Raw genomic sequence first — 25,493 nt, forward strand, 5'->3', positions numbered from 1 at the left:
CCCGCACCCGACCGCGTCCGCCGCCGTCACCGCGCTGCGCGAACGGTGACCGAGGAGATCCTGGCCGCCACCTACGCCAGAGTTCTCGGCATCGACCAGGTCGGGCTCGATGACTCCTTCTTCGACCTCGGCGGCGACAGCATCCTCGCCATGCGGCTCGCCGCCGCCGTCAGCAGCGCGCTCGACGTCGAGCTGTCGGTCCGCGTGCTCTTCGAGTCGCCCACCGTCGCCGAGCTGGCCCCCCGCATCGCCGCCCGCGCCGGCCGTCGCGTGCCGTTGGCCGCCGCCGAGCGTCCCGCAGTGATCCCCCTCTCGTTCGCGCAGAATCGGCTGTGGTTCATCGACCAGTTGCAGGGCCCGTCGCCGGTCTACAACATGGCTGTCGGACTGCGGTTACGCGGTGAACTCGATGCCGATGCGCTCGCCGCCGCGCTGGGCGATGTCGTGGCGCGCCACGAAAGCCTGCGCACCCTCATTGTCGCGCCCGACGGCCTCCCCCGACAGGTGATCGTTCCCGCGCAGCGCGCCCGCTTCGGATGGGAGGTCACCGACGCCCGGGGGTGGTCGGCCGACGAGCTGGATACCGCGGTCGACGCAGCCGCACGGTATGCGTTCCGGCTGCAACACGACATACCGCTGCGGGCGACACTGTTCCGGGTATCCGATCGCGACCATGTCCTCGTGGGGCTGGTGCACCACATCGCTGCCGACGGCTGGTCGACGGCGCCTTTGCTGCGCGACCTCGGCACCGCCTACGGCTGCCGGCGCGCGGGCCGGGCGCCGGGCTGGTCGGCGCTGCCGGTGCAATACGTCGATTACGCGCTGTGGCAGCGCGCTCAGCTCGGGAACCTCGACGACGAGAACAGCCCGATCTCATCACAATTGGACTTCTGGCGAGAAACTCTCGCGGGTATGCCCGAACGTCTCGAGCTCCCCACCGATCGGCCCTACCCCCCGATCGCGGACCAGCGCGGTGACCACATCACCTTCGAGTGGTCGATCGAACTGCAGCAGCGGATCCGGGACGTGGCCCGCGAGCACAATGCCACCGGGTTCATGGTGGTGCAGGCCGCACTGTCGGCGCTGCTGTCCCGGCTGAGCGCGAGTACCGATGTGGCGGTGGGTTTTCCGATCGCCGGGCGCAACGACCCGGCGCTCGACGAGCTTGTCGGCTTCTTCGTCAACACGCTGGTACTGCGGGTCGATCTGGCCGGCGATCCCACGGTCAGCGAGGTGCTGCGCCGAGTCCGGCAGCACAGTCTGGCCGCCTACGAGCATCAGGACCTACCCTTCGAGGTGCTCGTGGAACGGCTCAACCCGTTGCGCTCGCTGACGCATCACCCGCTCGTGCAGGTGATGCTGGCATGGCAGAACATGCCCGGCCACGCCGGCACGGGCGCGATACTCGGCGACCTCGAGGTCACCCAGTTACCGCTGCACACCCACACCGCGCGGATGGACCTGTCGTTCTCGCTGTCCGAGCGCTGCACCGAATCCGGCACGCCGGCCGGCATATCCGGGACAGTCGAGTTCCGCACCGACGTGTACGACGCGGCGACCATCCGCGTGCTCATCGACCGCTTCGAACGGGTGCTGACGGCCATCACCGTCGACCAGGACCGGCGCCTGTCCGACATCGACGTCCTCGACGCGGCGGACCGCACCCGGTTGGCGCAGTTCGGCAACCACGCGGTGTTGACCGGGCCCGCCCCGGCCGCCGCGTCGGTACCGGACCTGTTCGCCACACACGTGCTGCGAACGCCCGACGAACCGGCGGTGACCGACGGGGACCGGTCGTTGAGTTATCGCGACCTCGACGACGCGTCGAACCGGCTGGCACACAAGCTGGTTCGGCACGGTGCCGGCCCCGGGCAGCTGGTGGTGCTGATGCTGGAGCGATCGGTACACGCGGTGGTGGCCATGTTGGCGGTCCTCAAGACCGGCGCGGCCTACCTTCCCGTCGACCCCGCCCACCCCGACGAGCGCATCCGGTTCGTGATCGACGACAGCTCACCGATCGCCGCGGTGACCACGGCCGCCCTGCGGTCCCGGTTGGCCGGCGCGGACCTCACGGTGATCGATGCCGAGGACACCGAAAGCCGCGGCCACCCGACCACCGCCATCTCGATGGCCACTCCCGCCGACATCGCCTACCTGATCTACACCTCCGGCACCACGGGCATTCCGAAAGGGGTCGCGATCACCCATCGCAACCTGGCCCATCTCGCCGACTCCACCCCGACCGAACTGGGGACCCGACAGGTCTGGACCCAATGCCACTCCTACGGATTCGACTTCTCGGTGTGGGAGGTCTGGGCCGCGCTGCTCGGCGGCGGACGGCTGGTCATCGTGCCCGAAGAGGTAGCAGCCTCCCCGCCCGACTTCCAGGAACTGCTGCTGCGCGAACAGATCACCGTGCTCACCCAGACACCGTCCGCGGTGCGAGCCCTGTCCCCCGACACCGTGGGACCGGTGGCGGTGCTGCTCGGCGGCGAGGCGTGCTCGGCCGACGTGGTGAACGAGTGGGCGCCGGACCGGGTCCTGATCAACGCGTACGGGCCCACCGAGATCACCGTCTACGCATCCATGAGCCGACCGCTGGCGGCGGGCCTGGGCCCGGCACCCATCGGAGCGCCGGTGCCCACCGCCGCGCTGTTCGTCCTCGACCCGTGGCTGCGGCCTGCGCCGCCCGGAGTGATCGGCGAACTCTACGTCGCAGGCCGCGGCGTCGGTGTCGGATACGCAGGACGCAGCGCGCTGACCGCCTCACGTTTCCTCGCGTGCCCGGCCGGGCCACCCGGCACCCGGATGTACCGCACCGGCGACCTGGTCCGGTGGCGGCCCGACGGACAACTGCAGTACCTCGGCCGCGCCGACGACCAGGTCAAGATCCGCGGCTACCGCATCGAACTCGGCGAGATCCAGACCGCGGTGGCCGACCTCGACCACGTCGAGCAGGCGGTCGTGATCACGCGGGAAGACCGCCCGGGTGAGCAGAGGCTCGTGGCCTACCTCGTCGAGGACTCCCCGGGCGCCGTCGACCCCGCGACGGTGTCCGCCCGGCTCGCGGAACGTCTGCCCGTCTACATGGTGCCCGCCGCGATCGTGGTCCTCGCCGCGCTGCCGCTGACGGTCAACGGCAAGATCGACACCAAAGCCCTTCCCGCGCCGCAGATCACGGCCGCGGAGAAGTACCGGGCGCCGGCCGACGCGGTCGAGGAGATCCTGACCGGCATCTACGCCGAGGTGTTGGGGCTCGACCGCGTCGGTGTCGACGACTCGTTCTTCGACCTCGGCGGCGACAGCATCCTGTCCATGCAGGTGGTGGCCCGGGCTCGCGCCGCCGGTCTCGCGTTGCGACCCCGCGATGTCTTCGTCGAACAGACCGTGGCCCGGCTGGCCCGAACCGTCGGAACGACCGTGCACACGGACGGTCCGGCCGACGAGGGCATCGGACGTGTGACGCCCACCCCGATCATGCGGTGGCTGCACAGCGTCGACGGCCCGACCCGCGAGTTCAACCAGACGGTGGTGGTGCAGGCCGCCGCCGGTGCCACCGCCGACGACGTCGCCACGGTGCTGCAGGCGTTGATCGACCGCCACGGCATGCTGCGCGCCCGCCCGGAAAGCACCGGCCCCGACGCGACCTGGGCTCTGACCGTTCCCGAACCGGCCACTGTCGACGCCCGGGACTGCCTTCGCACGGTCGACCGACTGACCGAAGAGGTTCTGGTCGCGGCGCGCTCGCAACTGGATCCGACCGCAGGAGTCATGCTTCGCGCGGTTTTCGCGACCTCGACCCGAGAGGTGGCGTTGATCGTCCACCACCTCGTCGTCGACGCGGTGTCCTGGCGGATCATGCTCGAAGACCTCAACATCGCCTGGGCGCAGCACCGCAACGGCGAGTCGGTCGCCCTGCCGATCACCGGGACCTCGTTTGCGTCGTGGGCGTCGCTGCTGGCCGAACATGCGAAGTCCCCTGCGGTCGCCGACTGCGCCGGAGCGTGGCGGGACGTCCTGGCCACCGCGCCGATCCTGTCGCCGCCCGACCCGAGGTCCGACACCTACGCCGGCGCAGGGAGTTTCACCACCAGTCTGGACCGCCAGACCACGCATCGACTGCTCGGCGACGTCCCCGCGGCCTTCCACACCGGCATCACCGACATCCTGGTGATCGCCTTCGCGCTGGCCTGCGCCGAGTTCACCCAAACCCGAGGGGCCGTCACGATCGACGTGGAAGGCCACGGCCGGGCCGAGGAACTGGCCCCCGCTCTCGACCTCTCCCGCACCGTGGGATGGTTCACCACCAGATACCCCGTGGCACTCGACGTCGACGGTCTGCACTGGTCGCAGGTCACCACCGGAGACGCTGCCCTGGGTCCGATCATCAAGCGCGCCAAGGAACAACTGCGTGCCCTACCCGACGGTCTGACCTACGGGCTGCTGCGCCACCCCGTCACCGGCGCCGGTCTCGACGGAGCCGAGCCCACCGTCGGCTTCAACTACCTCGGCCGTACTGGTGCCGCCGCACCCGCCGACGGGGACTGGTGGCAGCCCAGCACCGACGGCATGTCGATCGCCTCGGCCGCCGCGGCGATCCCGATGCCGTTGGGGCACACCGTGGAACTCACCGCGGCCACCGTCGACAGCGGGGCGGGCCTGGCGCTCGACGCCACCTGGACCTGGGCGCAGTCGGTGTTGGACGACAACCAGATTCAACGCCTGAGCCGGCTCTGGTTCGACGCGCTGACCGGGATCTGCGCCCACGTCGCCGATGGCGGGGGTGGCCTCAGCCCCTCCGACATCGCCCCGACCAGGCTGACCCAGGACCAGATCGACCGCCTCGAACACCGTCACCACGCCGCCGACATCCTGCCCCTCACCCCACTGCAACAGGGGTTGCTGTTCCACGCCAGAGCTGCGCGCGAACTCGGTGCCGACAGCGACGTGTACGCGATGCAGCTCGTGGTCACCGTCAGCGGACCACTGGACCCCCGCACACTGCGCGACGCCGTCCAGGCATTGGTGCGCCGCCACCCCAACCTCGTCGCCAGGTTCGCCGACGGTGACGACCCGCCCGTGCAGATCATCCCGGCGACGCCCGAAGCTCCCTGGAACTACCTACAACTGGACTCCGACGAGCAGGTCCGGCAGGCGTGCGCCGCCGAACGCCTGGCGGTCTGCGACCTGACCGGGAACACCCCGTTCCGGGTGGCGGTGATCCGCACGGCACCCGACGAACACCGGATCGTGTTGACCAACCACCACATCGTGCTCGACGGCTGGTCGCTGCCGATCCTGCTGGGCGAACTGTTCGCCGGCTATCTGGGGCACCGATTGTCGGCGCCGGCCTCGTTCCGACGGTTCCTCGAATGGTTGGCCGACCGCGACACTGCGGCCGCGCACACGGCATGGCAGCAGCTGCTCGACGGCCTCGACGCGCCGACCCTGGTCGGGGCTCCCGGCCGGGTCGGGCTCGGCGCCCGGGGTAGCACCACCTGTCGGGTGCCCGAAGACACCACCCGCGCAGTGGGGAACCTGGCCCGCGCGCACCACACCACCGTCAACATCACCCTGCAGGCCGCCTGGGCGCAGACGTTGATGTGGCACACCGGCCAGCACGACATCGTCTTCGGCACCGCCGTCTCCGGCCGCCCGTCCGAGGTGCTCGGCGCGGAATCCATGGTGGGCCTGATGATCAACACCGTGCCGGTGCGCGCGCGTCTGACGCCGGCCACCACGACCGCGAGCCTGCTCGCCCAGTTGCACGAGGCCCACAACCGCACGCTGGATCACCAGCATCTGGCGCTCACCGAGATCCACCGGGCCACCGGCCACGAGCAACTGTTCGACACGTTGTTCGTGTTCGAGAACTATCCGATCGACGCGACCGCGATGGCCGTCGCCGGTGGGTTGTCGATCACCGACGTCACCGCGCACGAAACCAACCACTATCCCCTGACACTGCAGGCCATGCCCGGCAACGAGCTCGGGCTGCGGGTGGAATACGACGCAGAGCTCTTCGACGCCACCGGGATCGACGTGTTGGTGGGCCGGCTGCGGCGGGTGCTGTCGGCGATGATCGCCGATCCGGACCGGCCGCTGTCGACGCTGGACGTGCTCGACCCTGCCGAGCGTGACCGGCTGGACCGGTTCGGCAACCGCGGCATGCTCTCGGCTCCCGACGGCCGGGATCTGTCGGTGCCGGAGCTGTTCGCTCGGCAGGTCGCCCGTAACCCCGACGGGGTCGCGCTCCGATGCGCCGGACGGTCGCTGACCTACCGTGAGCTCGACGACACCTCGAACCGGTTGGCGCACAGACTTGTCGGTGACGGCGTCAGACCCGGATCGTGTGTGGCGCTGCTGACCGGCCGCAGCGCCGACGCCGTCATCGCGATGCTGGCCGTCCTCAAGGCCGGAGCGGCCTACCTCGCCATCGATCCCGCGCTGCCCGACCAGCGACTGGACTTTCTGCTCGCCGACGCCGCACCCGTCGTCGTCCTGACCACCGATGAGCTGCGCGACCGGCTCAGCGGCCACCGCGTGCCGGTGCGCCATCTCGGCGACCCCGCCCGGGACGCGGCCACCACGACGCTGCCAGCTCCGCATCCCGGGAGCGTCGCGTACCTGATCTACACCTCCGGAACCACCGGAACCCCGAAAGGTGTTGCGGTGACCCATGCCAACGTGGCGCACCTGGCGGCGTCCACGCCGGATTCGCTGCCCGAGGACCCGGTGTGGACCCAGTGTCACTCCTACGCCTTCGACTTCTCGGTCTGGGAGATCTGGGCGGCTCTGCTCTCCGGTGGGCGACTCGTCATCGTCGACGAGGACACTGCCGCCTCCCCGGACGACTTCCACGACCTGCTCACCGCCGAGCACGTCAACGTCCTGACCCAAACCCCCTCCGCCGTCGATGCGCTCGACCCGGAGCGACTCGGGTCGGTTGCGGTGCTGCTCGGCGGCGAAGCCTGCCCGCGCGATGTCGTCGACCGCTGGTCGCCGGGCCGCACACTGATCAACGCCTACGGCCCCACCGAGATCACCGTCTACGCCACGATGAGCGCACCGCTTCACCCCGGATCGGGCGCCGCGCCCATCGGGGCGCCGGTGGCCACGGCGGCGCTGTTCGTGCTCGACGACTGGCTTCGCCCCGTCCCCGAAGGCGCGGCGGGCGAGCTGTACGTCGCAGGCCCCGGCGTCGCCGTCGGGTACCTGGGCCGGCCAGCCCTCACCGCCACCCGTTTTCTGCCGTGTCCCTTCGGCGGAGCGGGCCGGCGCATGTACCGCACCGGCGATCTCGTCCGCTGGCGCCCCGACGGGCAACTCGACTTTCTCGGCCGCGCCGATGACCAGGTCAAGATTCGCGGCTACCGTGTCGAACTCGGGGAGATCCGGGCGGCGCTGACCGGAATCGACGGCGTGACCGGTGCGGCCGTCATCCCCCGCCGCGACCAACCCGGCGGCATCCGGGTGGCCGCCTACATCACCGGCACCGTCACCTCCGCCGAGGCCCGCGCCCGACTCGTCGAACGGCTCCCGTCCTATCTGGTGCCGCCGGACATCGTCGTTCTGGATGCGTTGCCGCTCACCGTCAACGGGAAACTCGACGTCCGTGCCCTGCCGGCGCCCGACCGGACAGCGGGCGGCTCGTATCGAGCTCCCACCACTGCGGTCGAGGAGCTGTTGGCCGGCGCCTTCGCCGAGGTCCTCGGCCTCGACCGCGTCGGGATCGACGACTCCTTCTTCGCCCTCGGCGGTGACAGTATCTCGGCCATGCGGCTGGTCACCGCGATCAACACCGCGCTCGAGTCCGACCTGTCGGTGCGGACGTTGTTCGACGCCGGCACAATCGCGCAGTTGGCGCCGCGCGTACACGCCGGCACCGGCCGGCGTCGACCGCTGGTGCCCGCGCAGCGCCCCGAGGTCGTCCCGCTGTCCTTCGCGCAGAGCCGGCTGTGGTTCCTCGACCGGTTCGCCGGCGGGATCGTGACCTACAACATGCCGACGGCGTTCGAGGTCACCGGCCCCCTCGACGTCGACGCACTCGGTGCCGCACTCGACGACCTCATCGCGCGGCACGAATCGCTGAGAACCGTCTTCCCCGACGTCGACGGGGTGCCGCACCAACAGGTGCTGCCCGCCCGACCGGGCCTGTGGCGGCGCGGTGCGCAGGCCGTGCTCGCACTGTCGGAACAGCAGGCCGCCGCGGAATTGACGGCGCTGGCCGGTCACCGATTCGACCTGTCGGCCGAGGCCCCGATCCGCGCACAGATCTACGCGCTCGGACCGCAGCGGCACGCGGTCGGCATCGTGGTCCACCACATCGCGTCCGACGGATGGTCGATCGCACCGCTGGTGCGCGATCTCGGCGTCGCATACGCCAGTCGGTGCGCAGGGCAGGAGCCGGGCTGGCCGGCGCTGCCGGTGCAGTACATCGACTATGCACTGTGGCAGCGTGCGCAGTTCGGCGACCTGGCGGACAGCGACAGCCTCATCGCCGCGCAGCTGGCGTACTGGCAGGACGCGTTGGCCGGTATGCCCGAACAGCTCCAGCTTCCCACCGATCGGCCCTACCCGGCGGTCGCCGACTACCGCGGCGCGACGATCGACATCGCGTGGCCGGTGAGCCTGCAGCAGCGGGTCCGCGCGGTGGCCCGCGCCCACAACGCCACCGAATTCATGGTCATCCAGGCCGCGTTCGCCGTCCTGCTTTCCAAGATCAGTTCGAGTTCCGATGTGGCGGTGGGCTTCCCGATTGCGGGTCGCAACGATGCCGCCCTCCAGGAGCTGGTCGGCTTCTTCGTCAACACGCTGGTACTGCGTGTCGACCTGACCGGCGACCCGACCCTGATGGACGTGCTCGCTCAGGTCAGGCGGCGCAGCCTGGCCGCCTATGAGAATCAGGACGTCCCGTTCGAGGTCCTCGTCGAACGGCTCAATCCCGCCCGGTCGCTGAGCCGCCAGCCACTGATCCAGGTCATGCTGGCCTGGCAGAACTTCGCCGGTGGTGGCGACGCCGCCGGCGCTTTAGCGCTGGGCGGCCTGGAGATTTCACCGCTGGGCGCCGACACCCACACCGCCCGGATGGACCTGCTGATCAACCTGGCCGATCACTTCACCGCATCCGGTGCCGACGACGGCATCTGCGGCGTGGTCGAGTTCCGCACCGACGTCTTCGAGCCCGACACCATCCGCACCCTGCTCGGGCGGTTCCAGCGGGTGCTGACGGCACTGACCGACGATCCGGCCCGCCGGCTGTCCGCCGTGGATGTCCTCGAGGTGCAGGAGCGCGTTGCGCTCGATGCATGGGGCAACCGGGCGGTGTTGTCCGGCCCGCCGACCGCGGCGGGATCGATCCCGACCGAGTGGGCGGCCCAGGTGGCCCGCACACCGGACGCGGCCGCAGTGACGTTCGAGGGCCGGACCGTGACCTACGGTGAGCTCGACGCGGCGTCGAATCGGCTCGCGCACGTGCTGTCCGAGTACGGTGCCGCTCCCGGAGTGGCCGTCGCACTGCTGTTCACTCGGTCGGTCGACGCCATCATCGCGATCCTGGCCGTTCTGAAGACGGGGGCGGCGTATCTGCCGATCGATCCGTCGGCGCCCGCGGCCCGGATCGGGTTCATGATGGCCGACGCCGCACCGGTCGCCGCGGTCACGGTCGCGCCGCTGCACTGTTTACTCGACGGCTTCGACGTCCCCATCATCGACATGGCCGATGCCCGCGTGCCGGCCCGGCCCGGCACCGAACTGCCGGTACCGGCACCCGACGATGTCGCCTACCTCATCTACACCTCGGGCACGACCGGTGTCCCCAAAGGGGTTGCGATCACCCACCGCAACGTGACCCAGCTGATGGAATCCCTCGATGCCGACATACTTCGCGGCGGCGTGTGGACCCAGTGTCACTCGCTCGCATTCGACGTCTCGGTGTGCGAGATGTGGGGCGCCCTGCTGACCGGTGGGCGGGTCGTGGTGGTGTCGGAGTCGACAGCCCGCTCGCCGGAAGAGTTTCACGCCCTGCTGGTGGCCGAACGCGTCACCGTCCTGAGCCGAACCCCGTCGGCGTTCTACGCGTTGCAGACCGTCGACGCACTGCAGCCCGGGGCGGATCTTCCGCTTGAGGCGGTGCTGTTCGCCGGAGAAGCGCTGGAACCGCGACGGCTGCGGGCGTGGCTGACCCGGCACCGCGGTCGGCCACGGATGATCAACCTCTACGGCACCACCGAGACCACGGTGCACGCGTCGTTCGGCGAGATCTCCGACTGCGACGCCGACAGCAACGACAGCCCCGTCGGCGTGCCGCTGGCCACCCTCGCGTTCTTCGTCCTGGACGCGTCGCTGCACCCGGTGCCCCCGGGGGTCGTCGGCGATCTGTACGTGGCCGGCGCCGGCGTGGGTGTCGGCTACTGGCGCCGTTCTTTTCTGACGGCCTCGCGGTTCCTCGCCTGCCCGTTCGGCCCGCCCGGCACGCGGATGTACCGCACCGGCGACCTGGTCAGCTGGGGCGCCGACGGTCGGCTGAACTACGTCGGTCGGGCCGATGAGCAGGTCAAGGTCCGCGGCTATCGCATCGAGCTGGGCGAGGTCGAGAACGCGCTGCTGGCCTGCCCGGAGGTCACCCAGGCCGTCGCCACGGTGCACGACACCGGTGCCGGCGGGCATCTCGTCGCCTACGTCACCCTCGACGACGCACCCGGCGCCGGCCACGACGCCGCGATCGTCGAGGAATGGCAGCGCATGTACGACGACCTCTACGACGGGCCCGATGTGCCGGAGTTCGGCGACGACTTTCGGGGCTGGAACAGCAGCTACACCGGCGCACCCCTCCCGGTCGACGAGATGGCCGAATGGCGTTCGGCAACAGTGGATCACATCCTGTCGCTGCGGCCGCGCCGGGTGCTCGAGATCGGCGCCGGCTCCGGACTGGTGCTGTCCCAGGTCGCCCCGCACTGTGAACACTACGTCGCCACCGACATGTCCGCGGTGGCCGTCAACGGCATCGACCGGGCCCTGCGGCGATCACAGGCTCCGTGGCGCGACCGGGTGCGCCTGCTGAACCAGCCCGCGCATGTCACCGACGGATTGGCGCCGGGCTCCTTCGACGTGATCGTGCTGAACTCCATCGTCCAGTATTTCCCCCATCGGGGTTATCTGACCGATGTCCTGGACACCGCGCTTGACCTGTTGGCCCCCGGCGGCTGCCTGTTTGTCGGCGACGTCCGTCATCACCTGCTGCAAAGCGCGTTTCAGACCGGTGTCGCCCGCGCCAGGGCGGCCTACGCCGACAGCGCGGAGATCCGTGAGCGGGTACGCCGCGCGATCGTCGCCGAAGCCGAATTGCTGTTGTCGCCGGAGTTCTTCACCTGCTGGGCCGCTGAGCGCAGCGCGGTCGGTGGTGTCGACATCCGGGTCAAGCGCGGCCGGGCGGACAACGAGCTCACCCGCTACCGCTACGACGTCGTGCTGCGCAAGGCGCCCGCCGCGGTGCGCTCGGTGGCCGACGCGCCACCCTGGACCTGGCCCTCCTGCGGCGGCCCGGAAGGGCTGGTGCGCCGGCTGACCTCGGAACGGCCGTCGACGGTCCGGGTCTGCGCGATTCCGCGCACCGGCCTGATGTCCGACGTCGTCATGGAACAGGCGCTGGCCGCCGGGCAGTCACCGGACCTCATGGACGAGACGCCAGACAGCGCAACCCCCGAACAGCTGCACGACATCGCCGCGGCCGCCGGCTATGGTGTGGCCGTCACCTGGGGTGGCGAGCCGGGGACCCTGGACGCGGTCTTTCTCGCCGACCACGACGGTGCGCTGACCGACGTCTACCTTCCCCGCGCCGAGGGACGACACCGCGCCGGCCACACCAACACGCCCCACACCAACAGCACGATCGGCACACTGCGCCGACGCCTCGGCGAGCGGTTGCCCGACTACATGGTGCCCGCGCACATCATCGCCGTCGACGAGTTCCCGCTGACCTCGTCGGGCAAGCTGGACCGCACGGCGCTGCCCGCGCCGGTGTTCACCGCCACCGCCTTCGAAGCGCCGGCGAATACCACCGAGCAGGTCATCGCCGACATCTACGCCCAGGTGCTCGGCGTCGACCGGGTCGGGGTGGACGACTCGTTCTTCGACCTCGGCGGCGACTCGCTGTCGGCGATGCGCGCGGTCGCGGCGATCAACGCCGCGCTGGACACCCGGCTGGCGGTCCGGACCGTGTTCTACGCCCCGTCGGTCAGGAGCCTGAGTCAGCAGCTGGACGGCGGCGACACCGAAGCCGAGGTGGTTCCCGTCGACGTCTACCGGCGCGGAACCGGCGAGCCGCTGTACTGCATTCACGACGGTCTGGGGCTCAGCTGGTCCTACCGCACGCTCGGTGACCAACTGGACTGCCCCATCATCGGCATCAACCAGGTGCCGGCACCCGGCGAGCCGGAACCGGTGTCGATCCGGCGCATGGCGCGCAACTACGCGGACCGACTCCAAGCGATCCACCCCGGTGGCCCTTACCGACTGCTGGGCTGGTCCTTCGGCGGTGTGGTCGCCCACGAGCTCGCGATCGTGTTGCATAGCCGCGGGTGTGCAGTCGACCGGCTCATCCTGCTGGACCCCGCCTTCAGCGTCGGCCTCCTCGGCAACACCGTCACCCTGAACCAGGACACGATCCTTGAGCACATTCTGCGGACCAACCGCATCGAGCTTCCCGCGCTGCCCGGACCGCTCACCTACCAGCGGGCCGAAGAGCTGTTGACCCAGCATGCCGACGCCGCGTTCCCGCTCCCACCCCGGGAATTGCTGGAGCTGATGGTGCGCAGCGTCAACAGCAACCAGCGACGGTTGCGTCATTTCGTTCCCGGCGAATTCGACGGTGACATGGTCATCTTCAGCGCAGGCCGCAGCGCGGCCGGGGCACCGGGATCCCTGACGGGACGTCTGCTCGATCGATGGACCCGGGTGTCGGCGCGCACCACCGCCCGCAGGTGGCGGCGCCATGTCACCGGTGAACTCACCGTGCATCAGGTCGACGGCACCCATCACGACATGCTCAACCCCGCGACGCTGCGGCGCTACGGGGACCTGCTGAGGCGGGCACTGGACGGTCAGCCCGTCAACCGCTGAAAGCCGTTCGAGCGGTACAGCTCGACACAACTCGCGCGCCTGACCTTGCCGCTGGTCGTGATCGGGATCGATCCGGGCGCCACCAGCACCACGTCCTGCACGCCGACGCCGTGGGCGTTGGAGATCGCCGAGGTGACCTCCGATCTCACGTCGCGGAGCCGCTCGGCCACCTCGGCGTCGGACCGGCCTCGCTTCGTGAATTCCACGATCACCACCAGCTTCTCGGTGTGTCGGTCGATCACGGCGATGGCGGCCGCCCGGCCGCCGGAGATCTCCTGGGTGGTCGCCTCGATGTCGTCGGGGTAGTGGTTGCGCCCCCGCACGATCAGAAGATCCTTGATCCGGCCGACGATGAAAAGCTCGCCCTCGGAGAGGAACCCGAGGTCACCGGTCCGCAGCCACCCGCCGGTGGGGGTGCCTGGCGACGGATGGGTGATCGTCGCGCCGAATGTCTGCGCGGTCTCGGCGGGCCGGCGCCAGTAACCCGGGCTGACGTTCTCGCCACGCACCCAGATCTCGCCGACCGTGTCCGCGGGCGTTTCGTCGGTCGTCGCGGGGTCGGCGATACGGACGCTCGGGGACCGCGGCACACCGTAGCTGACCAGCGGGGTGCCGTCCGCACAGCGCTCGGCACGGCCCGCGGCCAGCCCCCGTGGCTCGAAATGAACGAATTCCGTTGTCTGGCTGGGTTTGTGGGTGGCGACGTAGAGCGTCGCCTCGGCCAGGCCGTATGCGGGTCGCACCACCGATTCGGGCAGGTTGAACCGGGCGAACCGATGGTGGAAGCGCGTCAGGGTGGCCTCGTTGACCCGCTCTGCACCGCTGAGGATGTAGAGCACCTCACCGAGATCGAGACCGGCCATGTCGTCGTCGGACGTGCGGGCTGCGGCGAGTTCGAACGCGAAGTTCGGCGCCGCCGAGAGTGGCTGCGGGCTGCGTGCCAGCAGTTGGATCCACCGCGCGGGCCGCTCCAGGAAGGAGACCGGACTGTGCAGTGCTGTCGGCCAGCCGCCCAGGATCCCGGCGCACAATCCCAGCATCAAACCCATGTCGTGGTAGAAGGGCAGCCACGACACCACCGTCTGCGGTATCCGGTAGTCCGGGAGCACTCCCGCGACGACCTGTTTCCAGTTGGCGGCCAGGTTGGCATGGGTGATCTCGACGCCCGCCGGCACACGCGTCGAACCCGACGTGTACTGCAGATAGGCGATCTCGGGCCGACCGCCCCTGCGCAGGCCGCCCGGCCGGCGCGCGTCCGGGTCGACGGCGTCGATCTCGACGACGACGGGAGCCGCTGCATCCGGACCCGGCAGCGCGTACGGGGCGACGGTCTCCACGATCGCCGAGGTGGTCAGCAGCGCGGTCGGGGCCGCATCCCGCAGCACGGCGGTGACACGCTCGTCGTGGGCTCCGGTCACCGGGACCGACAGCGGCACCGCGATGACGCCCGCCTCCAGGGCGGCGAGGAAGGCGACGATATAGTCCAGTCCCTGCGGTGCGAGGATCACCGCCCGGTCCCCGGGCGCCGTGTGTGCCTGCAGTTCCAGGGCGACATTGCGGGACCGTCGGTGCAGCTGCGCCCACGTCACCGTTTCGGCGGCACCGTCAGCATCCTGGGCGTAGTCGTAAAACGTGAACGCCGGATGGTTGGGCTGCAGGCTGGCCCGCTCGCGCAGCACGACCAGCAGGGAGGACTCGCTCACGACACCGCCCCTTTCCCGAGACCGGCACGTTGTAGCGAGCTTAGGCCAATGGCGCGGTCGCGCAGGCGGAGTCGCGCGATACGGTGCTGTGACAACGCTGGGAATGATTGCCGAATCGAGGCTCGGGACGGACTTGGTCGACTACTGGAACCACAACACCGCCCACCATCGGTGGTTGGTCTCGCTGGCCGCGCAGCGCCGCGGCGACGTGCTCGATGTCGGCTGTGGTGACGGCCTGCTCGTGCAGCGCCTCGCCCCTGTATCGCGTTCGGTCGTCGGCATCGACCCCGACCCGGCTGCGGTGCGTAGAGCGCGCGCCCGGCTGGCGACTCTGGCCAACGTCACCGTGGTCGAGACCTGCTTCGGCGGCTACCACGCCGGACACGGGCGCTTCGACCTGATCACCTTCGTCGCCAGCCTGCACCACACGGATCTGAAAACGTCGCTCGCGAGGGCGCGGGAGTTGCTGCGGCCGGGCGGCGTGCTCGCCGTGGTCGGTTTGAGCGCGAATACGACGGCGCGCGACTGGCTTTGGTCTGGGCTGGCTCTGGCGCCGGTACGCCTCGGGTCGTGGCTGCACCGTGAGACCCGCGACGTCGGGGTGGCCGTGGCAGAGCCGCGCGAGGGGCTGGACGAGATCAGACGGACCGCCGCGGAGGTTCTGCCCGGCGTGCTGATCCGCCGGGCGATGTACTACCGCTACCTGATGCGCTGGCAGAAGCCAACGCGCTGAATCAGTCGCGGTGTCCGAAACTCCGGCGGTGGGCGATCGGCGCACCGGCGAAGCCCCGCGATCTCGGCCGTACCGAACGCTTGCCACACCGGCCCGACGACGACCGAGGCCCGTAGGCTGACCCGCGATGAGCACCCACGACGTCGACCATCGGCTGAGCCCGCTGCCCGAGTCCGGATACGTGTACCGCACCGCGTGGCGGGTGGCCACCGGAGACATCGGCGCCGCCCTCGACCTGCGCCTGGACAGCGTGGCCCGCTACATCCAGGAAGTCGGCGCCGAGAACCTCGTCGACGCCGGCGAAGCCGAGGAGCACCCGCACTGGTTGGTGCAGCGCACCGTCATCGATGTGATCGAACCGATCGGATTCCCCAACGAGGTGACCTTCAGCAGGTGGTGCTCGGCGCTGTCGCTGCGCTGGTGCACGATGCGCGTCGACCTGATCGGCAGCGACGGGGGGCGCATCGAGACCGAGGGTTTCTGGATCGCGATGAACGCCAAGACGCTCACTCCGCAGCGGGCGACCGACACCCTGCTGGAACGGTTCGGCACCACCACCACCGAGCACCGGCTCAAGTGGCGGCCCTGGCTGCAGAACCCCGACAGGGTGGACCGACATGCGCCGTTCGCATTGCGCCGCACCGACATCGACCTCTTCGAACACGTCACCAACACCGCCTACTGGCACGCCCTCCATGAGGTCATGGCGCTGGAACCGGACGTCTGCTCCCCGCCCTACCGCGCGGTGATCGAGTACCGCAAACCCATCAAGTACGGCGAGGACGTCACCATCGGCTGGACCCGGCGCGGCGACGCGGTACACATCGCGCTGACCGTCGGCGACGACGTCCGGGCCGCGGCACTGCTGCGTACGCTGTAGCTACGCTGAGCAGATGTCCGATCCCGTGCTGGTGCAGGTCACCGACCGCGTCGCAGTCATCACCGTCAACGATCCCGACCGGCGCAACGCCGTCACCGCCGAGAGCTCGGCGGCGCTGCGCACCGCCGTGGAAGCCGCCGAGGCGGACACGGACGTGCACGCCGTCATCGTCACCGGTGCGGGCAAGGCGTTCTGCGCGGGTGCCGACCTGACCGCGCTCGGCGAGGCGACCGAGGACGGGTTACGGGTCATCTACGACGGCTTTCTGGCCGTGGCGCAGTGCAGCCTGCCGACCATCGCCGCGGTCAACGGGCCGGCGGTGGGCGCCGGATTGAATCTCGCGTTGGCCGCCGATGTGCGCATCGCAGGTCCGGCGGCGCTGTTCGATCCTCGGTTTCAGAAGCTCGGCATCCACCCCGGCGGCGGTGCGACGTGGATGCTGCAGCGCGCGATCGGACCGCAGGCCGCCCGTGCCGCGCTGCTGTTCGGTATGCGATTCGACGCCGAGTCGGCCCGCCGTCATGGGTTGGCCCTCGACGTCGCCGACGATCCGGTCGCCGCCGCCCGCGAACTGGCGGCCGGGCCGGCGTCCGCGCCGCGCGAGGTGGTCATCGCCACCAAGGCATCGATGCGGGCCACCGCGAACCCGGGGATCTCGGACCTGCACCAACACCGCCTCGCGGTCGACGTCGAGATCGGGCCGCAGGCGCGCTCCATCGAGTCACCCGAATTCGCCGCACGGTTGGCCCAGGCCAAGCGCAGGTAGGTCTACAGGTCGAGCAGTGCCGTCTCGGGCGCCTCGATCAGCGACCGCAACTCGGCGAGGAACGCGCCCACCTCGGCGCCGTCGGCCACCCGGTGATCGAAGGCACACGTGATCCTCATCGTCGAACGTGCCACCACCTCGCCGTCGACGACGACCGGGCGCGGCTTCAACGCGCCCACACCCAGGATCGCCGCTTCCGGGTGATTGATCACCGGGACCCCGTCGTCAAGCCCCAGCGCCCCGAAGTTCGAGACGGTGAACGTCGAGCCCTGCATCTGGGCAGCGGCCACGGTGCCGTTGCGGGCCGCGGCGACCAGCCGGGCCACCTCGTCGCCGAGCCGACGCGTGGTGTGGTTCTGCGCGTCGGTGACCACCGGAACCAACAGCCCACGCGGTGTCGCCACGCCGACGCCGAGATGGATCGCGGGATGGGTGTGGATGCGCGGCCCGTCGACGGTGTCCATCCATGTCGCGTTGAGCACCGGATGCCGTCGTAGCGCCAGGACCAGCAACCGAAGCACCAGCACGAAAGGTGTGACCGACTCCGCGCCGGCGTCTTTCATGCGGTCACGCAGCCGAAGCAGCGCGGTGCCCTCGACATCGACGGAGGCGTTCGCATCCGGGATTTCACGGCGCGACAGCGCCATTCGGCGCGCCATCGCCAGCCGCACCCCGCTGACCGGCGGATCGGCCCCCGCGGCGACACCGGATCGGGTGTCGGCCGCGGCGAGCACATCGGCACGGGTCACGATGCCGTCGGGTCCCGAACCGTTGACCCCCGCGAGGTCGACGTCGAGATTCGCGGCCAGTTTGCGCACCGGCGGTTTGGCGCGCGCCCGCCTGCGGCTGCCGTCCATCGTGTCGTCGGCGCCGTATCCGACCAGCACCGCCCTGCGCGGAGCGACCTGTTGCGCCGCCTTGGGCAGCGCGTCGTGCTCCGTTTCGATGCGCACCAGCGTCGCGCCGACGGGCAGGGTCTGGCCCGCCGCACCACCGAGCTCGACGACCCGGCCCGCATACGGGCTGGGAATCTCCACCTCGGCCTTGTTGGTCTCGACCGTGCACAGCGGCTGATTCAGCGCGATCTCATCGCCCACACCGACCAGCCAGGCCGTGATCGTCGCGTCTTCGAGGCCCTCACCGAGATCGGGCACCAGGAAATCCGCGGTGCTTGATTGCTCCTCGCGCGAGCGCTCGTCGGTGGTCATGGCCGGCTCATCGCCTTGTTCACACAGTCGAGCAGCCGGTCCACACCGGGCAGCCAGAGCTTCTCCAATCGCGCCGGCGGATAGGGCGTATCGAATCCGGTGGCCCGCAACACCGGTGACTCCAGCTCGTAGAAACACTCCTCCTGGATACGGGCGGCCAGTTCAGCACCGAACCCCAGCGTCCGCGGGCCCTCGTGCAGCACCACCGCCCTGCCGGTTCTGCACACCGACGCAGCGACGGTGTCGACGTCCAACGGGTTCAGCGTGCGCAGGTCGATGACCTCCAGGTCGGCCGACGCGTTCTCGGCCGCGTTCAACGCGGTCGCCACCAGCGGTCCGTAGGTGATGACGGTGACATCAGCACCGGCACGGCGGACCGCCGCAGTGCCCAACGGTTCGGCCGGGTTTCGGGTGTCGACGACTTCCTTGGTCCAGTAGCGGCGTTTGGGTTCGAGGAAGATCACCGGATCGCGCTCGGCGATCGCATATCTGAGCAACCAATAGGCATCTGTGGGTGTCGACGGTACGACCACCTTGAGACCGCCGGTGTGCAGCCAGTAGGTTTCCGTCGATTCCGAATGGTGTTCCACCGCACCGATTCCGCCGAAGGACGGGATACGGATCGTCACCGGCATGTCGATGTCGCCGCGGGTTCGCATCCGGTACTTGGCCAGGTGGCTGACGATCTGGTCGAACGCGGGTGCGGCAAAGCCGTCGAACTGGATCTCCGGCACCGGCACCAACCCCCGGATGGCCATACCAACCGCGATCCCGATGATCGCCGACTCGGCCAGCGGGGTGTCGAAACATCGCTTCTCGCCGAACCTTTCGGCCAGACCCTCGGTGACCCGGAAGACACCGCCCAGGTTTGCGACATCCTCGCCGAACACCAGGACTCGGTCATCGGCGGCCATCGCATCCGCCAGCGCGCGGTTGATCGCCTGCGCCATGGACCACGGCACGGGAGTCCTCGACGTCGGAACCGGACGTGGTTCGGGTGTGTCGTCGTCGAAACCGAACGGCCGCTCGATCAACTGGGTCATGTCACGCCTCCTCGGCCAGCTCGGACGTCAGCTCGTCACGTTGGCGAGCCAGGTCGGGGGTGATGCGGTGATAGACGGTGTCGAAGACCTCGGTGATGTCGGCATCGGGTGCACCGATGAGGGTGTCGCGCAGTTCGGTGCGCAGTCGTTGTGCGCGGTGACCGATGCGTTCCTCCAGACGTTCGGTCCAGATGTCACCATCGCGCAGATAGCTGCGGTAGCGCGTGATCGGATCCCTGGCCAACCATCGTCGGGTCTCGTCCTCGCGGCGGTACCGGGTCGGATCATCGGAGGTGGTGTGCGGTCCCATCCGGTAGGTGACCGCCTCGATCAGGGTCGGTCCCGCGCCCTCGCGCGCCCGCTGCGCCGCCTCCGCCATCACCGCGAAGCAGGCCAACACATCGTTGCCGTCGACGCGCGCGCCCGGCATGCCGTAGCCCGACGCGCGATGGGCGATCGACGGTGCCGCAAGCTGGCGCTGCACCGGTACCGAGATCGCCCACTGGTTGTTCTGCACGAAGAACACGCACGGTGCGCGGTAGACCGACGCGAGGTTGAACGCTTCGTGCACGTCGCCTTCGCTGGTGGCGCCGTCACCGAGGAAGGCGACGGTGACCGAACCCTCGTCCAGCCGTTGCGCGGCCATGGCGGCGCCGACCGCATGCAGGGCCTGCGTGCCGATCGGGATCGACACCGGGGCGCAGCACCGGTCGGTGAACCCCAGACCGCCATGCCAGCTGCCGCGCCACAGCGCGCCGACCTGGGCCGGCGAGATGCCGCGCAGCAGGAATGCGCCGAGCTCGCGGTACTGCGGGAACAGCCAATCCGTCTTCATCAGGCACGCCACCGCCCCGATCTGGGCGGCCTCCTGCCCGCGGCAGGACGCGTAGAGCGCCAGTTCGCCCTGGCGCTGCAGGTTGACGAACTCGGTGTCGAGTTCGCGGGTGACGACCATCGACTCGTAAAGCCAGGCCAGGGTTTCGGGTGGGAGGTCTCTTCGGTAGCGCGTGTCGGCGGTCGCTGCGCCGTCGGGCGCCACCAGTTGAATCGGCTCGGCAAGTTCCGAGTACGCCGACAGTCCAGCCATACCGCCTCCTGGGGTCACTGGCGGCGGGTCACGCCGTCAGGCGACTGAGGTGCTCAGAGCGGCGGCGAGTGCGCAAACCCCGGTGGGGGGTTGCCGTTGGGGCGCCGGGGTGTGGCGCCCGGTCGACGACGCGCCGTGCACCGTAGCCCTGGGGCACCATCCATTATGCCCGCGCCGGGTGGCCACCCCGCGGTGTTCGCCCCGTGTCGGGCGGGCAACCTCGACCGGGCACCCTCAGCAAAGTCTCGCTGAGCGAGATTGCGGCTTGTTCGGGTCGTTCGGGAGCGTCACGGTGGGCTGTCCCTATCACCGTCAGAGGAAGTGCTCCATGAACGATGCGTCAACACCTCGCCCAAGCGCGCCCGGCTCACGCCGGGGCACCGCGGCGGTGTGGAAGGTCAGCGGTGTCATCCTGACCGCGGTGTTCCTGTTGGTCGGCGCGGCCTTCCCGGCTGCGGCAGCCGAACTGATGCGGGTGACCTTCATCCGCCACGGTCAGTCGGCCGGAAATGCCTCGGGTCTGATCGACACGTCCACTCCCGGGCCGGTACTCACTGCGACCGGCCAGCAGCAGGCGCAGGCGGTCGCGGGCGCGCTGGGTGACAAGAACTTCGACGGCATCTACGCCTCGACGATGGTGCGCACCCAGCTGACCGCGGCGCCGATGTCGCAGTATCTGCGGCTGCCGATCCAGGTGCTGAGCGGTCTGCAGGAGATCGAGGCGGGGGTGTTCGAGAACACCCCGGAGAGCGAGGCGCAGTCCGGTTACGGCCTGTACCCGCTGGCGTGGGCGATCCAGGGTAACCGCGACCTGCGAATCCCGGGGTCGATCGACGGCAACGAGTTCGACGCTCGGATGGACGCGGCGCTCACGACTATCTGGGAGAACGGGGACCGCAACAGCGTCGTCTTCTCGCACGGCGGCGCAATCATGTTCTGGACCATGATGAACGCGCAGAACCTCACGGCGGCACAGAAGATCGACCTGCTCAGGACCGCTCCGTTGAGCAACACGCACCATGTCGTGGTCGAGGGCAACCCCGAGGACGGCTGGACGCTGATGAACTGGAACGGCAAGCTGTTCAATCCCGAGCCGACGTTCTTCAACGAACTCAAGCGTCAAGTACGAACACTGACCAGGCAGCTGGGATCCAGCCTGGCAGCGGTCTTCGAGTCGTTCGCCTCGCGCAACCTCGCGACGATCGCGACCACGATCAATCGCGCAGTGGTGGATGCGACCTTCTCGGTCGCGAAGTTCGGGAGGGCAATGAACGCCAAGATCATCAGCGATCTGAACCGCATCTTCCATCCCGCTCCCGCCGCGATGCCGGCCGGGGCGCGTGCTGCGGTCGTCGAGGAAACCGCTGCGGGCGGCACACCCGAGCCCGCCCAGACCGTGACCGTCGGCCGCACGGCCGGTACGGGCAGCGGTGGCGAGGAAGCCGCCGACGACGCGGCAGTGCAACCGTCGAAGCTCACCGTGGTCCCGCTCACCTCGGATGCGGTGATCACCGATGGCGTCAACACCGGCAGCGAGGCCACCGGGGTCGACAGCACCGGTGACAGCGACGCCGGCGGCGTAATCGACGAGGCCGACGCCCAGGCCTACGCCGACGCCCAGGATGCCGCCGACGCCCAGGCCGATGCCGAGGCCCAGGATGCCGCCGAGGACTCGACGGACGCCGGAAGTGCCGACGATCGCGACAGCCACGGCGCTGACGCGTCCGACGGCACGGTGTCCGGGGAGTCGGATTCGGGCTCCGGTCCGGTCGGCACCGACTCGGACTCGGGCGCGGGCGACAGCCAGGAACGTGCGGCCGCGTGAGGTCAGCCGGGCAATAACCGCGCCACGGGTCGGCCCTCCTGTCCAGAACGGGAGGGCCGACCTGCATCCGGGCCCGCCGAAGCGCCGGTGCGAGTGCGCCGACTCTCCTAGAGTGCGGTCGATGAGTAAGAGCGCGATTGAGGCACCGACGTCGATGGTGGGCCGGGTTGCGCTGATCATCAACGCTTTCGACCGCGCCGGAAAACCTCTGCGCTTGGACCAGATCGCCGACCGCACCGGTCTGCCGCGGTCCTCGACCCACCGGATCCTCCACCAGCTGCACACGGCCGGACTGCTCCAGCACGGGCCGGACGGTTACGGGTTGGCCGCGTCCTCGCTTCCGGTCAACAGCACCATCGACCACTCGCAGCTGCGCGGGGTGGCCTCCCCGGTGCTCAAACGACTGCAGGCCGACACCGCGCTCGTGGTCCACCTGGGCGTGCTGATGGGCCCGGACGTCGTGTATCTGGACAAGGTGACCGGGACCAGCACCGTCGCGGTGCCGACCCGCGTGGCCGGCCGCACCCCGGCGCACGCGAGCGCGCTGGGTAAGGCGATGCTCGCGACGCTGTCCGCCGAAGAGGTCGACGCCACGCTGAGCGGCCCGCTGCGCAGGTGCACGCCGGCGACCATCGCCGATGTGCCGGCCCTGCACTCCGAGCTGGCGCACATCAGGTCCCGTCATGGTCTGGCCTACGACGACCAGGAGTTCGCCGTCGGGCTGTCCAGCGTCGCGGCACCGATCCGGACGGCCGGCGGTGACCTCGCCGGTCTGTCCCTGACCGGCCCCGGACCCGCGCACTGGCTCACCCGGATGGCCCCGTTTCTCACCCGCGCGGCCCGCGGCATCGCCGAGCGAGTCGGACCCCCGGCGACCGCCACACCGCACACCGACGTCGCCGCCGTCACCGACGACATGCTCTCGCGGGTGCTGCGCACCCTGTCCTCCGACGACTGGGTGTGAAGCCGCCCTCACCAGATCCGGTCGTCGACGTTCTGCCCGAGCTCAAATCGGCCCACCAGGGCCAGCACCTGCTCGACATTGCTCGACACGTGCATGCGGGCCGTCTGCACGTCGCGCCAGATGCGTTCCAGCAGAAGTTCATCGGAGCCGGCAGGTGGATCCTGGACCACCGTGCGGATGGCCGCCAGGGCACGTTCGGAGGCCATCACCTGATCGCGGCGGTTGCGCAGAGCCAACTCGGCGTCCGGAAAGCCGCCCCGCCGAGCGCATTCCATGAGGTCAGCGACATTGCGGCTGACCTGGGTGACCGACAGCTCGACCGCGGACTGCGCCATCGCCGGCGCACTCAACGCCCCCACGGCGGCCCGACGCTGCTCGCCGAGCACCCGTTGCGCCGCGCCGAGCAGCGGCAACGTGCCGGCCAACGTGTACAACACGGGCTGCGGAAGCCGTTGCAGCGGAGCAACACTGACGTCGTAGCGAAGGTCGAGCCAGCTGAACGCTCGATAATCGGGCACGAACGCACCGGCGATGACGACGTCGTCGGCGCCGATTCCGCGCAGTCCCAGCCCATTCCACGTCGGCTCGACGGTGTATTCGGCGCACGGCACCAATACCGCCATGAAGTCCTGCGCGGCGCCGTCCGGGCCGACCAGCAACGCGGCGGCGCTGAGCCACGAGGCGTGCCGGGCGCCGGTGCACCGAGTCCATCGGCCGGTGAGCCGGAAGCCGCCGTCGACGCGCTCCAGCCGGCCCGTCGGGGCGTACGACGAGCACAGCAGGGTCCGCGGATCTCCGCCCCAGATCTCCTGCTGGACCCGCTCGTCGCGCAGCGACAGTCCCCAGCTGTTGACCGCGAGCCACCCGGCCAACCATCCTGTCGACACACAAGCCGCCGAGATCTCGCGGGTGGCGCTCAGATACTCCTCGGGCTCGGCCTCGCACCCACCCCACGCCCGGGGCTGCAGCAACGAGAAGTACCCGCAGTCGTGCAGCCGGGCGATCACCTGCGGGTCTACCGCGGCCTCGCGGTCGACGTCGGCGGCCGCCGCGGCGATCTCGCCGGTCAGCGACCGTACCGAATCGAGCACGGACTGCAACTGCGCCTCCTCACGGCCGTTCGCCGTGCCAGGATCATGCATATCATCCGGCACGTCCGGTGGAGGAGGATATGTCCGAGCTCAGCGGTCTACCCCCCGCGCTGCGTCCTGCCGTCGATGCGGTGGGCTCCGATTCCGTTGCCCCGCTGATCGGTACGATCGGAGGACGGCTCGCGCAGCCGACGCGCCACGGCGGGTCCGGCCGCGCCGTCGACGACGTGGTCCGGTCCGTCCTGGAGGTCGCCGCGGTCGATGCTTCTCTGGGCTGGCTGGCTGCAGCGTTCAATTCTGCCGTGCACCGCGTCGCCGAGTCGGCACCTTCGATTGGCGACGACATCTGGTCGGCGCACCCCGACGCGCTGATCGTCACGTGCGCGGGAGGCCGCGGCAACCTGTCACTCTCAGGCCGGTTGACCGGACGGTGGGACGCGGTCGTCGGTGCGACACTCGCCGATTGGCTGCTGCTGAGCATCGACGACCCGCATGACGGACTGCCCTGCCACGCACTGATACCGCGGGCCGCGGCACACGTGGAGCCGGAAGCTCTCCTGGGCGGGCTGGACTGGGCGGGTGTCGGCCGTGTCATCGTCTCCGACGTCGGATCCTGGGCCGGCGTGGCGCCGCAGCACGTCGTGGGCGGTGTGCACGCGCGCACCGCGCCCCTCGACGGCGCGGCAACCGCGGCGGCCGTGATCGGATCTGCCGCCGGTGTCTGGCAGGGCCACGTCGATCAGGTCCGGGTCCGGTTGACCACAGCCCAGGGAAAAGACGAAGTGACCGACGCCGCCGCCGTGCAGGTGGCGTGGTCGGCCTCGGACATCGACGCAGCCAAGCTGCAGGTCATCACATCGGTGCAGAATCCCTACGACGAGACCGACGCACTGCGGGCCCAGCGGCAGTCCGTCGCGCGGGCCCGCGCCGCCGCCGACCGGCTGCTCGGCAATAGCCGCCATGCCCTGGATGCCTCCGACCCGGTGACCAGGCGCTGGTGCGATGTTCAGGCCGGCTACCGGCTCGCCCTCGGTTCGCTGATGCGCCGGCCGCAGCACCCACGCTGAAGGCACC

11 protein-coding genes and 2 pseudogenes (1 of these 13 only partly in view) are annotated in these 25,493 nt (G+C 69.8%); 8 read left to right on the forward strand and 5 right to left on the reverse strand.

What is annotated here, in order from left to right:
• Positions 1 to 10,686: pseudogene (locus ACNUDN_RS18910) on the forward strand (amino acid adenylation domain-containing protein) (its annotated part extends 18,212 nt beyond the left edge of the window); the annotation flags it as partial.
• A gap of 213 nt (positions 10,687 to 10,899) precedes the next feature.
• A pseudogene (locus tag ACNUDN_RS18915) lies at positions 10,900 to 13,119 on the forward strand (class I SAM-dependent methyltransferase); the annotation flags it as partial.
• On the opposite strand, the gene ACNUDN_RS18920 reads toward ACNUDN_RS18915, so the two are convergent.
• On the reverse strand, positions 13,101 to 14,822 hold the full coding sequence (locus tag ACNUDN_RS18920; RefSeq protein WP_419123321.1) for an AMP-binding protein: 1,722 nt from the start codon (positions 14,820 to 14,822) through the stop codon (positions 13,101 to 13,103). The pseudogene ACNUDN_RS18915 and the gene ACNUDN_RS18920 overlap by 19 nt on opposite strands.
• A 103-nt stretch (positions 14,823 to 14,925) precedes the next feature.
• Here ACNUDN_RS18920 and ACNUDN_RS18925 point away from each other — a divergent pair, with 103 nt between their 5' ends.
• From ACNUDN_RS18925 to ACNUDN_RS18935, 3 genes are all read left to right on the forward strand, one after another.
• Entirely contained in the window at positions 14,926 to 15,555 is a 630-nt protein-coding gene (locus tag ACNUDN_RS18925) for a class I SAM-dependent methyltransferase (protein ID WP_419125219.1), read from the forward strand.
• 127 nt (positions 15,556 to 15,682) lie between these two features.
• Positions 15,683 to 16,435, forward strand: coding sequence for an acyl-[acyl-carrier-protein] thioesterase (locus ACNUDN_RS18930; RefSeq protein ID WP_419123322.1), 753 nt, complete (start codon positions 15,683 to 15,685; stop codon positions 16,433 to 16,435).
• A 13-nt stretch (positions 16,436 to 16,448) separates the two neighbouring features.
• Positions 16,449 to 17,201 carry an enoyl-CoA hydratase gene (locus tag ACNUDN_RS18935; protein WP_419123323.1) on the forward strand — a complete coding sequence of 251 codons (753 nt, stop codon included), beginning with the start codon at positions 16,449 to 16,451 and terminating at the stop codon, positions 17,199 to 17,201.
• A 2-nt stretch (positions 17,202 to 17,203) separates the two neighbouring features.
• Here ACNUDN_RS18935 and ACNUDN_RS18940 read toward each other — a convergent pair whose 3' ends face one another.
• From ACNUDN_RS18940 to pdhA, 3 genes are read right to left on the reverse strand one after another with little or no spacing between them, the layout of a single operon-like run.
• Positions 17,204 to 18,409, reverse strand: coding sequence for a dihydrolipoamide acetyltransferase family protein (locus ACNUDN_RS18940; protein ID WP_419123324.1), 1,206 nt, complete (start codon positions 18,407 to 18,409; stop codon positions 17,204 to 17,206).
• The gene (locus ACNUDN_RS18945) at positions 18,406 to 19,452 is read right to left on the reverse strand and encodes an alpha-ketoacid dehydrogenase subunit beta (RefSeq protein ID WP_419123325.1); all 1,047 of its coding nucleotides are present in this window, start codon (positions 19,450 to 19,452) and stop codon (positions 18,406 to 18,408) included. Before ACNUDN_RS18945 ends, ACNUDN_RS18940 begins: the two co-directional genes overlap by 4 nt.
• Position 19,453: 1 nt before the next feature.
• Positions 19,454 to 20,539 carry a pyruvate dehydrogenase (acetyl-transferring) E1 component subunit alpha gene (pdhA, locus tag ACNUDN_RS18950; RefSeq protein WP_419123326.1) on the reverse strand — a complete coding sequence of 362 codons (1,086 nt, stop codon included), beginning with the start codon at positions 20,537 to 20,539 and terminating at the stop codon, positions 19,454 to 19,456.
• Between the two features lie 328 nt (positions 20,540 to 20,867).
• On the opposite strand from pdhA, the gene ACNUDN_RS18955 reads away from it, so the two are divergent.
• Together ACNUDN_RS18955 and ACNUDN_RS18960 are read left to right on the forward strand one after the other, a co-directional pair.
• A complete protein-coding gene (locus ACNUDN_RS18955) occupies positions 20,868 to 22,364 on the forward strand; it encodes a histidine phosphatase family protein (RefSeq protein ID WP_419123327.1) in 1,497 nt (498 codons plus the stop codon).
• A gap of 121 nt (positions 22,365 to 22,485) precedes the next feature.
• Entirely contained in the window at positions 22,486 to 23,328 is an 843-nt protein-coding gene (locus ACNUDN_RS18960; RefSeq protein WP_419123328.1) for an IclR family transcriptional regulator, read from the forward strand.
• Positions 23,329 to 23,336: 8 nt separating this feature from the next.
• Here ACNUDN_RS18960 and ACNUDN_RS18965 read toward each other — a convergent pair whose 3' ends face one another.
• Positions 23,337 to 24,419: an acyl-CoA dehydrogenase family protein gene (locus tag ACNUDN_RS18965; RefSeq protein ID WP_419125220.1), complete on the reverse strand. Its 1,083-nt coding sequence runs from the start codon at positions 24,417 to 24,419 to the stop codon at positions 23,337 to 23,339.
• Between the two features lie 80 nt (positions 24,420 to 24,499).
• On the opposite strand from ACNUDN_RS18965, the gene ACNUDN_RS18970 reads away from it, so the two are divergent.
• Positions 24,500 to 25,486 (forward strand): acyl-CoA dehydrogenase family protein, encoded by a 987-nt coding sequence (locus tag ACNUDN_RS18970; protein WP_419123329.1) that lies wholly within the window; start codon positions 24,500 to 24,502, stop codon positions 25,484 to 25,486.
• Positions 25,487 to 25,493 lie beyond the last annotated feature (7 nt).

It is taken from the genome of Mycobacterium sp. smrl_JER01 (assembly GCF_048513595.2).
GTDB lineage: Bacteria > Actinomycetota > Actinomycetes > Mycobacteriales > Mycobacteriaceae > Mycobacterium.

What these genes read in the sequence shown, in the direction of transcription:
- ACNUDN_RS18925 (WP_419125219.1), top strand. Translation starts at nt 14,926, where the DNA reads ATGATTGCCGAATCGAGGCTCGGGACGGACTTGGTCGACTACTGGAAC.
- ACNUDN_RS18930 (WP_419123322.1), top strand. Translation starts at nt 15,683, where the DNA reads ATGAGCACCCACGACGTCGACCATCGGCTGAGCCCGCTGCCCGAGTCC.
- ACNUDN_RS18935 (WP_419123323.1), top strand. Translation starts at nt 16,449, where the DNA reads ATGTCCGATCCCGTGCTGGTGCAGGTCACCGACCGCGTCGCAGTCATC.
- ACNUDN_RS18940 (WP_419123324.1), bottom strand. Translation starts at nt 18,409, where the DNA reads ATGACCACCGACGAGCGCTCGCGCGAGGAGCAATCAAGCACCGCGGAT.
- ACNUDN_RS18945 (WP_419123325.1), bottom strand. Translation starts at nt 19,452, where the DNA reads ATGACCCAGTTGATCGAGCGGCCGTTCGGTTTCGACGACGACACACCC.
- pdhA (WP_419123326.1), bottom strand. Translation starts at nt 20,539, where the DNA reads ATGGCTGGACTGTCGGCGTACTCGGAACTTGCCGAGCCGATTCAACTG.
- ACNUDN_RS18955 (WP_419123327.1), top strand. Translation starts at nt 20,868, where the DNA reads ATGAACGATGCGTCAACACCTCGCCCAAGCGCGCCCGGCTCACGCCGG.
- ACNUDN_RS18960 (WP_419123328.1), top strand. Translation starts at nt 22,486, where the DNA reads ATGAGTAAGAGCGCGATTGAGGCACCGACGTCGATGGTGGGCCGGGTT.
- ACNUDN_RS18970 (WP_419123329.1), top strand. Translation starts at nt 24,500, where the DNA reads ATGTCCGAGCTCAGCGGTCTACCCCCCGCGCTGCGTCCTGCCGTCGAT.